Annotated in this window: 9 protein-coding genes; 5 read left to right on the top strand and 4 right to left on the bottom strand. The window is 73.2% G+C overall.

The features are described 5' to 3' along the window. Positions 1-180 precede the first annotated feature (180 nt). A complete protein-coding gene (locus AB0D04_RS19990; RefSeq protein WP_362704832.1) occupies positions 181-996 on the top strand; it encodes a methyltransferase domain-containing protein in 816 nt (271 codons plus the stop codon). Further along, positions 993-3515, top strand: a complete 2523-nt coding sequence (gene hrpB, locus AB0D04_RS19985; RefSeq protein ID WP_362704829.1) for an ATP-dependent helicase HrpB — start codon at positions 993-995, stop codon at positions 3513-3515. Before AB0D04_RS19990 ends, hrpB begins: the two co-directional genes overlap by 4 nt. On the opposite strand, the gene AB0D04_RS19980 is transcribed toward hrpB, so the two are convergent. From AB0D04_RS19980 to AB0D04_RS19970, 3 genes are all read right to left on the bottom strand, one after another. Then, on the bottom strand, positions 3502-4488 hold the full coding sequence (locus AB0D04_RS19980; RefSeq protein ID WP_362704826.1) for a DUF3068 domain-containing protein: 987 nt from the start codon (positions 4486-4488) through the stop codon (positions 3502-3504). The two genes, hrpB and AB0D04_RS19980, sit on opposite strands and share 14 nt — an antisense overlap. Positions 4489-4550: 62 nt before the next feature. Further along, positions 4551-4685: an SPW_0924 family protein gene (locus AB0D04_RS19975; RefSeq protein WP_362704823.1), complete on the bottom strand. Its 135-nt coding sequence runs from the start codon at positions 4683-4685 to the stop codon at positions 4551-4553. 145 nt (positions 4686-4830) lie between these two features. Beyond that, on the bottom strand, positions 4831-6159 hold the full coding sequence (locus tag AB0D04_RS19970) for a lytic transglycosylase (RefSeq protein WP_362704820.1): 1329 nt from the start codon (positions 6157-6159) through the stop codon (positions 4831-4833). A gap of 9 nt (positions 6160-6168) precedes the next feature. On the opposite strand from AB0D04_RS19970, the gene AB0D04_RS19965 reads away from it, so the two are divergent. Then, positions 6169-6468, top strand: a complete 300-nt coding sequence (locus AB0D04_RS19965) for a hypothetical protein (RefSeq protein ID WP_362704818.1) — start codon at positions 6169-6171, stop codon at positions 6466-6468. A gap of 384 nt (positions 6469-6852) precedes the next feature. Further along, entirely contained in the window at positions 6853-7830 is a 978-nt protein-coding gene (locus AB0D04_RS19960) for a DUF4184 family protein (RefSeq protein WP_362704815.1), read from the top strand. 25 nt (positions 7831-7855) lie between these two features. Here the strand turns inward: AB0D04_RS19960 and polA are convergent, their stop codons facing one another. Continuing rightward, a complete protein-coding gene (gene polA, locus AB0D04_RS19955) occupies positions 7856-10594 on the bottom strand; it encodes a DNA polymerase I (RefSeq protein ID WP_362704812.1) in 2739 nt (912 codons plus the stop codon). A gap of 195 nt (positions 10595-10789) precedes the next feature. On the opposite strand from polA, the gene AB0D04_RS19950 reads away from it, so the two are divergent. Continuing rightward, complete coding sequence (locus tag AB0D04_RS19950; protein WP_362704809.1) at positions 10790-13084, top strand: FdhF/YdeP family oxidoreductase; 2295 nt, start codon at positions 10790-10792, stop codon at positions 13082-13084. Positions 13085-13145 lie beyond the last annotated feature (61 nt).

The following is a 13145-nucleotide window of genomic DNA, read 5'->3' as shown; positions in this document are numbered from 1 at the left end:
AGGCGCGCAGGCCCGCAGCGCAACTTGTAGCATACGGGCGCAGCCGGACACGGTCAATGCGCGAACGCGCACACCGGGGGCAGAACGCCCCATAACCGGCACACGCGATGTTCCGCGAGGTCGAACGGCCTCACAGTCCCTGCAGCTCCAAGCAGAGCGAAGACTACGACGACGGGCGCGATGAACCAAGAGCATGAGCCGGAGGCGACCCGACGTGACGCCTCGGACACCGAAAGCAGCCGGGCCAGCCGGGGCTGGTGGGACCGCAATGCGGACGAGTACCAGAGCGAGCACGGCGCGTTCCTGGGGGACGACCGGTTCGTGTGGGGGCCGGAGGGGCTGGACGAGGCGGCGGCGGGGCTGCTGGGGCCGGCGGCGGAGCTGAAGGGGAAGCGGGTCCTGGAGATCGGGGCCGGCGCGGCGCAGTGCGCGCGCTGGCTGGCGGCGCAGGGGGCCCGCCCGGTGGCGCTCGATCTCTCGCACCGGCAGCTGCAGCACGCGCTGCGGATCGCCGACGGGGCGGCGGGCGAGCCGCAGCTGGTGGAGGCGGACGCCGGGGCCCTGCCGTTCCGTGACGACTCGTTCGACCTCGCCTGTTCCGCCTACGGCGCGATTCCGTTCGTCGCCGATCCGGTGCGCGTGTTGCGCGAGGTGCGCAGGGTGCTGCGGCCCGGTGGCCGCTTCGTGTTCTCGGTGACGCATCCCCTCCGCTGGGCGTTCCCGGACGAGCCGGGGCCCGAAGGGCTGTCGGTGGCGGCCTCGTACTTCGACCGCACCCCGTACGTGGAACAGGACGAGAGCGGCCGGGCCGTCTATGTGGAGCATCACCGGACGGTGGGCGACCGGGTACGGGATGTGGTGGCCGGCGGGTTCCGGCTGGTGGATCTGGTCGAGCCGGAGTGGCCGGAATGGAACGCTCAGGAGTGGGGCGGCTGGTCGCCGCTGCGCGGGAATCTGATCCCGGGGACGGCGGTCTTCGTGTGTGAGGCCGCGTGATACGGCGGGACGCCCTTGCGCAGCTGCCCGTGCGCAGCGCCCTGCCCGCTCTGCGGGAGGCCCTCGACGGGGCCGGTGCGGCCGTGCTGTGCGCGCCGCCGGGGACCGGCAAGACGACGCTGGTGCCGCTGGAGCTCGCGGGGCTGACGGGCGCGGGCCCGGCGCGGCGGGTGCTGGTGGCCGAGCCGCGGCGGATCGCGGCGCGTGCGGCGGCCCGGCGGATGGCCTGGCTGCTGGGCGAGGAGATCGGCGGGCGCGTGGGGTTCACGGTGCGCGGGGAGCGCCGGGTGGGGCCCCGTACGGCCGTGGAGGTGGTGACCACCGGCGTGCTGCTGCAGCGGCTGCAGCGCGATCCGGAGCTGGCCGGGGTGGATGTGGTGGTGCTCGACGAGTGCCATGAGCGGCATCTGGATGCCGATACCTGCGCGGCCTTCCTGTGGGACGTACGCGAGACGCTGCGGCCCGAGCTGCGGCTGGTGGCGGCGTCGGCGACGACGGACGCCGAGGGGTGGGCCCGGTTGCTGGGCGGCTCCGAGGGGGCGGCGCCGGTGGTCGAGGCGGCGGGCGTGTCGCACCCGGTGGAGACGGTGTGGGCGCCGCCGGAGCGGCCCGTGCGGCCGCCGCACGGGATGAAGGTCGATCCGGCGCAGCTGGCGCATGTGGCGGCGGTGGTGCGGCGGGCGCTGCGTGAGCAGAGTGGCGATGTGCTGTGTTTTCTGCCCGGTGTCGGGGAAATCGGGCGGGTCGCGGGGCAGCTGGCCGGGGTGGCTGCCGAGGTGCTGCAGGTGCACGGGCGGGCGCCGGCCGAGGTGCAGGACGCGGTACTGGCGGGCGGGGACGGTGGCCGGCGGGTCGTACTGGCGACGTCGGTGGCGGAGTCGAGCCTGACCGTCCCCGGGGTGCGGGTGGTGGTGGACAGCGGGCTGGCGCGGGTGCCGCGGATGGATCATGCGCGGGGGCTGAGCGCGCTGACGACCGTACGGGCCTCACAGGCCGCGGGCCGGCAGCGGGCCGGGCGGGCCGGGCGCGAGGCGCCGGGTGTGGTCTATCGGTGCTGGTCGGAGGGGGAGGACGGGCGGCTGCCGCGGTTCCCGGACCCGGAGATCAAGGCCGCCGATCTGACGGCATTCGCGTTGCAGGCGGCGTGCTGGGGCGATCCGCAGGCGGCCGGACTGGCTCTGCTGGATGCGCCCCCGGCCGGGGCGCTGGCGGCGGCGCGGGAGGTCCTGGCGGCGATCGGGGCGGTGTACGCGGACGGCCGGGCGACGGAGCGTGGCGTACGGATGGGGCGGCTGGGGCTTCATCCGCGGCTCGGGCGTGCGCTGCTGGACGGTGCGCGGGAGGTCGGGGTGCGGCGAGCCGCGGAGGTGGTGGCGCTGCTGAGCGAGGAGCCCCCGCGGGCCTACGGGGACGACCTGGCGGCGGCGTGGCGTGCGGCGCGCCGGGGTGGGGATGCGTATGCGGCCAGGTGGCGGCAGGAGGCGCGGCGGCTGGCGTCGGCGGCAAAGGGGGCGGCCGAGGGAACGGGCGCCGGTGACGATGCCGATGCGGGGCTCGTCGCCGCGCTGGCGTTCCCGGAGCGGGTGGCGCGGGCCAGAGGGGCGGGCAGCTTTCTGATGGCGTCCGGCACCGGGGCCGAGCTCGGCGGGGAGGGGTCGCCGCTGCGGGATGCGGCGTGGCTCGCGGTCGCGGTGGCGGACCGGCCGGTGGCCGCGGCGTCCGCGCGGGTACGGCTTGCGGCGGTGATCGACGAGCGGACGGCGGGTGCCGCGGCGCGGGCGCTGTACTCCTCGGGCGAGGAGGTGCACTGGGCCGGCGGGGACGTGGTGGCCCGGAGCGTGACCCGGCTGGGGGCGATCGAGCTCACCACCCGGCCGCTGGCCGCGCCCGACCCTGCCCTGCTGCGGGAAGCGGTGGTGTCGGGGCTGCGCCGGGAGGGGCCGGGGCTGCTGCGCTGGTCGGCGGGCGGGGAAGCGGCGCGGCAGCGGATGGCTTTTTTGCACCGGGAGGTGGGGGCGCCGTGGCCGGATGTGTCGGATGCGGCGCTGCTGGAGCGGGCGGAGGAGTGGCTGGGGGTGGAGCTGGGCCGGGCGCGGCGGCGGGCCGATCTGGAACGGATCGATGCGGGGCAGGCGCTGGCCCGATTGCTGCCGTGGGCGACGGGCGACGCGGCGCGGTTCGAAGAGCTGGCGCCGGAACGGATCGAGGTGCCGAGCGGTTCCCGTATACGGGTCGATTACGGCGGCGAGCAGCCGGTGCTGGCCGTGAAGCTGCAGGAGCTGTTCGGGTGGCAGGCCTCGCCCCGGGTGGCAGGCGGCCGGGTGCCCGTACTGGTCCATCTGCTGTCGCCGGCGGGGCGTCCGGCGGCGGTCACGGCGGATCTCGCCTCCTTCTGGCGGGACGGGTACCGCTCCGTACGGGCGGAGTTGCGCGGCCGCTATCCCAAGCACCCCTGGCCGGAGGATCCTTCGGTGGCGGAGCCGACGCGGTACACGGCGGCGCGGCTCAGGCGGGGGTGAGGGCGGGCTCCGGGTCCGGATCAGGGGCTGCGGGCCGGCGGCTGCGGGCCTCGAGGTGCAGGCTCAGGGCGAGCAGCGCGGCGCCGAGGACGAGGAAGCCCCAGGGCAGGTAGCCGGTGAGCAGCAGGACGAGGGTGCGCTGGGACGTCACCAGGGCCACGGTGGACTCGACGTAGTCGTCGCGCATCTTCACATGGCCGGCGAAGGCGGTGACCTTGCCGCCGCCGGGCAGCAGGTCGCCGCCGCGCAGCTCCTCCTTGTGGATCTCCTGGCCGTTGACCGGCGCCCCGGTGACCGGCTCCACCCAGAACATCCGCTTGGTGCTGTACCAGCGGGTGGTGCCCATCTTCTCGACGGACTCCGGGGTGATGCCCTTGACCGGCATCTTCTTGGGGAGCGGGACCTTGGTCCAGGGGATGGTCTGCTCGAAGTAGTAGACCTCCAGGCCGTGGAAGGTCTGCGTCCCCTTGTAGTGGATGGGGGCGGAGGTACGGGTCTGGGCGTCGAAGTAGGAGTAGTCGCGCTTCTCGGTGAGGAAGGGCCACTTGTACTCGATGCCCTCGCGGCGTACCCGGTCGCCGTCGACCGTCTCCCCGGTGGCGTGCACGGGTTCCTGGGAATGGGCGTCGAAGATGTAGCGCTCGGGGACCGCGGAGACCATCTTGCCGTCGGGTCCGGCCACGTAGGACAGCGTGTCCCAGACGACGACGTCGCGGCCCGCGGTCCTTTCGATCCGGTCGGCGGCGGCGACATCGCCTTTGAGGGTCTGCACGATGGTGACCTTGGGGACCTTCTTGGCCTTCATGGTGCCGTAGTCGAGGAGGGTGGCGGGCTTCGCCTCCAGGACCATGTCCTGGTACTGGCTGGGCGGGATCTTGGCGAGCCGGGGGAACGCGTACCACCGCATCAAGGGCGACAGGGCGGTGAAGAAGACGGCGAAGGCGAGCAGGACGAGGCTGGCTTTACGGCGCATGGCGGTGGCGTCCCTCCCTCAGGGGTGCCGGTCTCAGCGGTGCCGGTCTCAGGGGTGCCGTCTCAGGGGTGACCGGGGACGGTGGTCAGCAGCGGCTTGGGCGAGGTACGGCCGCTGGGGGCGCCGGCCGCCGTGATGGTGAGGACGAGGGCGAGGGCGGCGGCCAGTCCGACGGCGGCTGCTGTCAGGGCGCGCATGGGCGGCCTCCCGGAGCTGCTGGATCTGATACGGCGTCAGGTCGGGGCACCGTAGCAACGGGGGGCCGAGATGAGAACACGTTCCACCGAGCGCCGCGGGCCGGCCCCGGACGGAGGGCCGGACGGCGACGGAACGGGGGCCGCCCTACCGGCCGGGCGGGGCCGCGACCGTCAGCTCGACGGTGAGGGTGGCGCCGTCGGCGGTCGTCAGGCGCAGCTGGAAGGTCCCGGTGCGGGTGTCGGTCCAGATCTTCGGGAGCTTCAGCAGGCCGTCTGCGTCCGTGGTGAGAGTGGTCAGGGTGCGCACCGGCTCGTCCTTGTCGGCCCCGGTGGCCCCGGGGTCCTTGAAGTAGGGGCCCTTGTCGTTCTCCGTGGGCTCGCCGGGACCGTCGGTGATCATGGTCGCGGTGACCGGTACGCCCGCCGCGGCCCTGCCCCGATACGTCGCCCGGATCTCGAGCGCGTCGTCGGCGAACGCCTGGCCCGCGGTCGCCGTCAGCTCCTTGCCGACGGTACGGGCGAGGGCGTCGCCCCGCGGCGCCGGCCGTGGCCTGACGTGTGCGCGGAAGTCGACGGCGGGCACGGAGCGTCCGACGGCTGTCGCCCGGACGGTGAAGGCACCGGTCCGGTCGCCTGCGCGGAGTGGAGGGGCGGTGGCCAGGCCGTCCTTGCCGGTGGTGACGGTGACGGTGGTCGCATCGCCGGGGGTGGGGGCACCCCCTGCTCGTGGGGGTCCCCCCGCTCGAGCGAAGCCGAGAGTGGGGGAGAAGTGGAGACCTTGGGGGAGGGTGTCGGTGCCGTCGGCGACGGTGAAGCGGACGGGGGCGCCGACGACCGGCCGACCGGCCGCGTCCACGGCGCGGACCTGCGGGGATGCGGGGAATGCGGCGCCGGCGACGGCGGTCAGGTCCGGGTCGCCGGCCCGGTCGAGGGCGGCGAGGGCGGCGGGGCGGGGCGGGAGCGGGGTGGTCCCGGGGGCCGGGTCCGGAAGCGGCGTGGGCCTGGTGCCGCCGGGGCGGGGCGGTGTCTGCGGCGCATGCTTACGAGGGGCGCGGTGGGGGTTCTCCCTCTGCGGGGCGGTGGCGTCCTGGCGGTGGCGCGTACCGTCGTCGTGGCGCGTACCGCCGTCGCCGCCGGTTGTGGTGGCGCCGGTTGTGGTGGCGTCGCTCCGCCGCACCGGGAGTACGCCCTTGCCGTCCGGCACTTCATGGCTGCCGTGGTGGTAGAACGCGTACCAGGACAGCACGGTCCGCAGATATGCCTCGGAGTCGTTGTAGCCGAGGATCGCGCGGCCGAGGTCGCCCGGTAAGGACAGATCGCGGCCGCCGGCGCACAGATAGCGGCCGGCGGCGAGCGCGGCGTCGAAGACATTGTGGGGGTCCTCCTTGCCGTCACCGTTGCCGTCGGCTCCCCAACCGGCGCCCACAGGGCCGCCGTTGGACCAGGTGGACGGGATGAACTGCATCGGGCCCACGGCGCGGTCGTGGGTGAGGTCGCCGTCCAGGAGGCCGTCGTCGGTGTCCGTGATACGGGCGAAGCCGTGGCCATTGAGCTGGGGGCCGAGGATCGGCGCGAGGGTGGTGCCCGTGGCGTCGACCGCGCCGCCGCGTGCCTGGCCCGATTCGACCTTGCCGATCCCGGCGAGCAGCTGCCAGGGCAGCCGGCAGTCCGGATCGGCGGTGTCGAGGCGCGCTGCGGCCTTCTTGTAGGCCGCCAGGACGGTGGCGGGGATGCCCGCCTCGGCGGGTCCGGCGGCGAGGCGGCCGCCACGGGGTGGGTGTGAACGGCCGGGCAGGACGGGGCTGTTGAGGGGCGGGAGGTCGGTGTAGTAGCCCGAGCCGCCGTCGACGGGGGTGTCGGCGGGCCGGGGTCCGGCTCTCCGGCGGCCGCGTGCTCCAGGGCGCCGGGCGCCTGGGAGGCGGTCAGCGCGGCCAGTACCAGTGCCGCCACGGCCGTTGAGGCCACTCCCCTGCGGAGCCGTCGCCCGAATCCGGCTGCCATACGTGCCGTCCCCTCCACGTTGACCTACCGCGTCGACCTGCCGCGCACACCACCCGGTACGCGCCCCCCGCGCGCTCCAACTCAGGCGAGACTACGACAACTCGGGCCGAGCAGCTACCACTCCCACCGACCGACATAATGATCTGAATCGATCAAGGAGGGGGCCATGCCGTTCACGCTCAGTCATGCCGCCGCGGTGCTCCCGGCGATCCGCCGGACCGGCGCGGGGCGCGGACCGCTGGTCGCCTCGGCGCTCGTTGCGGGCTCGTTCGCGCCGGATCTGACGTATTACGCGGCCACGGTGGTGCCGGGTGCCATGGAGTTCGGCGCGGTGACGCACGGTCTGCCCGGTGTGCTGACGGTGGATGCCGCCTTCACCGCGGCGCTGGTGGGCGGCTGGCTGCTGGTGCGCGAACCGCTGCTGGCGCTGCTCCCGCGGGCGTGGCAGGGACGGGTGTACGCATTCGCCCGCGGCCGCGCCATGCGGGTGCCCCCTGGCCGAGCGGAGCCGAGAGCGTGGGGGAGGCCGCGTGGCCCCCGCCAACTCGCCGCGCTGGCCGGCTGGTTCTACCTCTCCGCGGTGCTCGGCTGTGCGTCCCATGTCGTCTGGGACGCCTTCACCCACCCGGGCCGCTGGGGCACCCGGCTGGTTCCCCTACTAAACGAGTGGGTGGGCGGCCGGCCCGCCGCCATGTATCTGCAGTACGGCACCTCGGCGCTCGCGCTGGCGGCGACCGGCTGGTTCCTGTGGACGGCGCTGCGGTCCGGGAGCGACGAGGGACCCCCGGACGCCGTGCCCGCCCTGAGTGTCCGGCTGCGGCTGCTGCTGACCGTGCCGCTCGCCCTGTGTGTCCTGGCCGGAGCCGCCGAGCGGACCCTGCGGGCGTACGCCGTCTACGGCGACACGGCCACCTGGTTCGACTACATCCCCTCCGCCCTCTTCGGGGCGGGCGCCGGGCTCGTCCTCGGGCTGCCTCTCTACGCGGTGGCCGTACGGCTGCTGCACCGCCGCATGCTCCGGGCGCGCGGGGCGGATGGCGGGGGCGGACCGGGGCGGACGGCGGGGGCCCTGGCCTCCCCCAGCGCACCCCGGCACGACGGGCCCGGTGACCGCCCGTCGGCGGGGCGGCGGTCCGCCGGCTGACCGGCGCCGCCCCGCCCGGTGGCGGTCAGTGCGCCGCCGACTCCCAGTCCTTGCCGGAGCCGACCGAGACATCCAGCGGGGCGCTCAGTTCGACCGCGGCCGCCATCTCGCGGCGGACCAGTTCCTCGACCTTCTTGCGCTCGCCGGGGGCCACCTCGACCACGATTTCGTCGTGGACCTGGAGCAGCATCCGCGACCGGAGGCCGGTCTCGCGCAGCGCCGCGTCGACCTTGAGCATGGCGATCTTGACGATGTCGGCGGCGGTGCCCTGGATGGGAGCGTTCAGCGCCATCCGCTCGGCCATTTCGCGGCGCTGGCGGTTGTCGCTGTTGAGGTCGGGGAGGTAGCGGCGGCGGCCGAGGATGGTCTGCGTGTAGCCGGTGGCACGGGCCTCCTCCACGACGCGCTGGAGGTAGTCGCGTACGCCGCCGAAGCGCTCGAAGAAGTTGTCCATCAGCTTGCGGGCCTCGTCGGGCTGGATGCCCAGCTGCTGGGAGAGACCGAAGGCCGATAGGCCATAGGCCAGGCCGTACGACATCGCCTTGATCTTGCGGCGCATCTCCGGGTCGACCTGGTCCTTGGCGACCGAGAAGACATGGGAGGCGACGGTGGTGTGCAGGTCCTCACCGGAGGTGAAGGCCTCGATCAGGCCCTCGTCCTCGGAGAGATGGGCCATCACGCGCAGCTCGATCTGGCTGTAGTCGGCGGTCAGCAGCGACTCGAAGCCCTCGCCGACGACGAAGCCGCGGCGGATCGCCCGGCCCTCGTCCGTACGGACCGGGATGTTCTGGAGGTTGGGGTCCGTGGAGGACAGCCGGCCGGTGGCGGCGACGGTCTGGTTGAAGGTGGTGTGGATGCGGCCGTCCGCGGCGATGGTCTTGATCAGGCCCTCGACCGTGGTACGCAGCTTGGCCTGCTCGCGGTGGCGCAGCATGATGACCGGGAGTTCGTTCTCGGTCTGCGCGGCCAGCCAGGCCAGGGCGTCGGCGTCGGTGGTGTAACCGGTCTTGGTCTTCTTGGTCTTGGGCAGGCCCAGCTCGCCGAAGAGGACCTCCTGGAGCTGCTTGGGCGAGCCCAGGTTGAACTCGTGGCCCGCGGCGGCATGCGCCTCCTGGACGGCCTGCTGGACGGCGCCGGCGAACTGCTGCTCCATCCGCTCCAGCCAGCCCCGGTCGGCGGCGATGCCCGCGCGCTCCATCCGGGCCAGCAGGGCGCTGGTGGGCAGCTCCACATCGCGCAGCAGCTCGGCGGCGCCGACCTCCCGCAGCTTGGTCTCGAACGCCGTCCCCAGGTCGAGGACGGTACGGGCATTGCCCATCAGGGCGTCCGCCTCGGCCTCCTCGTCGGCGCCGAAGGCCAACTGGCCGTCCCCGGCGGCGGCCGGTGCCAGATCGCGGCCCAGGTATTCGATGGACAGGGTGTCCAGGGCGAAGGAGCGGCGGCCGGGCTTGACCAGATAGGCGGCCAGCGCGGTGTCCATCGTGACGCCCTCGATGAGCCAGCCGTGCTCGCCGAAGACCCGCATCAGGCCCTTGGCGTTGTGCATCACCTTGGGGCGGGCCGGGTTGGCGCTCCAGGCGGCGAAGGCCCGCTCGTCGGCCTCGTCCAGCTGGGTGGGGTCGAACCAGGCGGCCGGGCCCTCGGGGGTGGCCAGTGCCACCTCGGCGACGCTGCCGCTGCCCAGGGTCCATACGTCGACGGTGGCGACGCCCAGCGGCCCGGTGCCGTGCTCGGCCAGCCACGGAGCGAGCTCGCCCGCGCCGAGGACCGTGCCGTCCACCTCGATGCCGCCGGCCGGCTCCGCCTCCTCGGCGGTCTCCTGGGCGCCCGGATCCACGGCGTGCAGCCGGTCGCGCAGGCCCTGGTTGCGGATCTCCAGGGCGCCCAGGAACACCTTGAGTGCCTCGCGGTCGTAGGCCTCGCGGGTCAGCTCCTCGGGGCCGCAGGGCAGCTCGACGTCGCGGACCATCTCCGTCAGGCGGCGGTTGAGCTTGACCGCCTCCAGGTGCTCACGGAGGTTGGCGCCCGCCTTGCCCTTGACCTCCTCGGCGCGCTCGACCAGCTCCGCGAACGAACCGAACTGGTTGATCCACTTCGTGGCGGTCTTCTCGCCGACGCCCGGGATGCCGGGGAGGTTGTCGGACGGGTCGCCGCGCAGCGCCGCGAAGTCCGGGTACTGGGCCGGGGTCAGGCCGTACTTCTCGAAGACCTTCTCCGGGGTGAAGCGGGTCAGCTCGGAGACGCCCTTGGTGGGGTAGAGGACCGTGACGTCGTCGGAGACCAGCTGGAAGGAGTCGCGGTCGCCGGTGACGATGGAGACGGCGAAGCCCTGCTCGGTGGCCTGCTGGGTGAGCGTGGCAATCACGTCGTCGGCCTCGAAGCCCTCGACCGCGAACCGCTTGACGTGCATCGCGTCGAGCAGCTCGCCGATCAGCTCGACCTGGCCCTTGAACTCGTCGGGCGTCTTGGAACGGTTCGCCTTGTAGTCGGGGAACTCCTCGGAGCGCCACGTCTTGCGCGAGACGTCGAAGGCCACCGCGAAATGCGTGGGCGCCTCGTCGCGCAGGGTGTTCGCGAGCATCGACGCAAAGCCGTAGATCGCATTGGTCGGTTGCCCCGTGGCGGTGGTGAAATTCTCCACGGGCAGGGCAAAGAACGCCCGGTATGCCATGGAATGCCCGTCCATCAGGAGCAGGCGGGGACGACCGCCCGCCGCCGCCTCGGTGCCGGTCGCTTCGCTCTTCTTCGCTGCCTTTGCTGCCACGCCCCCGATCCTGCCACGCCCCACTGACAATCCCCGCCGCGGACGCAGCCCCGGCCGCCCGCAAGCCCCCGCGCTCCGGGCCTGCGCCACGCGCTCCGGTCCGTGACAGGATCTGCGAGGTAACGGATGTGCACGGCAACGATCCGCCCCACCCCCGGCGGACCCGGCACAGCACCCGGCTCAAGGGAGAGCGCCATGGCAGGCAAGCCGCCCGCATCGGACCCGGTCCAGGACGCACCCGAGGTCGGCCCGCCCCAGCACTCCGCCGTCGGCCTGCCGGCCATCACCCACGCCCTGCGCATCTCCCAGCAGCAGATGGGCGTCAAACGCACCGCCCTCACCCTGCTCCGCGTGAACCAGAAGGACGGCTTCGACTGCCCCGGCTGCGCCTGGCCCGAGGGCGACAAACGGCACGCCGCCGAATTCTGCGAGAACGGTGCCAAGGCCGTCGCGGAGGAGGCCACCCTGCGCCGGGTCACCCCGGACTTCTTCGCCGCGCACTCCGTCGCCGACCTCGCCTCCCGCAGCGGCTACTGGCTCGGCCAGCAGGGCCGCCTCACCCACCCCATGTACCTGGCCGAGGGCGCCGACCACTACGTCCCCGTCCCCTGGGAGCGGGCCTTCGACATCATCGGCGAGGAACTGACCGCCCTGGACTCCCCCGACGAGGCCGTCTTCTACACCTCCGGCCGCACCAGCAACGAGGCCGCCTTCCTCTACCAGCTCTTCGCCCGCGAATTCGGCACCAACAACCTCCCCGACTGCTCCAACATGTGCCACGAGTCGTCCGGCTCGGCCCTGACGGAGACCATCGGCATCGGCAAGGGCAGCGTCCTGCTGGAGGACCTCTACAAGGCCGACCTGATCATCGTCGCCGGGCAGAACCCGGGCACCAACCACCCCCGGATGCTCACCGCCCTGGAGAAGGCCAAGGCCGGCGGCACAAAGATCATCTCGATCAACCCGCTGCCCGAGGCCGGCCTGGAGCGCTTCAAGAACCCGCAGACCCCCCGCGGCCTGGCCGGCGGCGGCACCACCCTGACCGATCTCTTCCTCCAGGTACGCCTCGGCGGCGACCAGGCACTCTTCCGCGCCCTGAACCGTTCCATCCTCGCGACGGACGGAGCCGTCGACGAGGAGTTCATCCGTGAACACACCCACGGATACGAGGAGTTCGCGCGGGCCGCCCGCACGGACGACGACTGGGACGAGACGCTGCGCGCCACCGGCCTGACCCGCGAGGAGATCGACCGCGCGCTGGCCATGGTCCTCGCCTCGAAGCGCACCATCGTCTGCTGGGCGATGGGCCTGACCCAGCACAAGCACGCCGTCCCCACCATCAGGGAAGTGGTCAACTTCCTCCTGCTGCGCGGCAACATCGGCCGCCCCGGTGCGGGCGTGTGCCCCGTACGCGGCCACAGCAACGTCCAGGGTGACCGCACCATGGGCATCTTCGAGCGGCCCGCCCCGGCCTTCCTGGACGCCCTGGAGAAGGAGTTCGGCTTCGCGCCGCCCCGTGAGCACGGACTCGATGTCGTACGGGCCATCCGCGCGCTGCGCGACGGGCAGGCCAAGGTGTTCCTCGCGATGGGCGGCAACTTCGTCGCCGCCACTCCCGACACCGACGTCACCGAGGCCGCGATGCGCCGCGCCCGCCTCACCGTGCACGTCTCCACCAAGCTCAACCGCTCGCACACCATCACCGGCGCCCGCGCCCTGATCCTGCCCACCCTGGGCCGCACCGAGCGCGACCGCCAGGACAGCGGCGAGCAGTTCGTGACCGTCGAGGACTCCATGGGCATGGTGCACGCCTCGCGCGGCCGCCTGGAGCCCGCGAGCCCCGAGCTGCTGTCGGAGACGGCCATCGTCGCCCGCCTGGCCCGGCGGGTCCTGGGCGGGGCCGACCGCACGCCCTGGGAGGAGTTCGAGAAGGACTACGCGACGATCCGCGACCGTATCGCGCGCGTCATCCCCGGCTTCGAGGACTTCAACGCCAAGGTCGCCCGCCCCGGAGGCTTCGCCCTGCCGCACGCCCCCCGCGACGACCGCCGCTTCCCCACCGCCACCGGGAAGGCCAACTTCACCGCCGCCCCGGTGGAGTACCCCGTCGTCCCCGAAGGCCGGCTGCTGCTGCAGACGCTGCGCTCGCACGACCAGTACAACACCACGATCTACGGCCTCGACGACCGCTACCGCGGGATCAAGAACGGCCGCCGGGTGGTGCTCGTCCACCCCGACGACGCCCGCACCCTGGGCCTGGCCGACGGTGACTACACCGACCTGGTCAGCGAGTGGACGGACGGCAGCGAGCGGCGCGCGCCCGGCTTCCGGGTCGTGCACTACCCCACCGCCCGCGGCTGCGCGGCCGCCTACTATCCCGAGACCAATGTCCTCATCCCGCTCGACCACACCGCCGACACCAGCAACACCCCGGCCGCCAAGTCCGTGGTGATCCGCCTGGAGAGCGCTCACCGGGACACCCCGCGCTGAGCGCTTGCTCAGGCGCCTGATAGGAACAGGCACGGATCGACGACGATCACGGGCGAGCGAA

The organism is Streptomyces sp. NPDC048483 (genome assembly GCF_040651455.1).
Lineage (GTDB): Bacteria > Actinomycetota > Actinomycetes > Streptomycetales > Streptomycetaceae > Streptomyces.
This window is presented reverse-complemented; position numbering and strand designations above follow the sequence as displayed.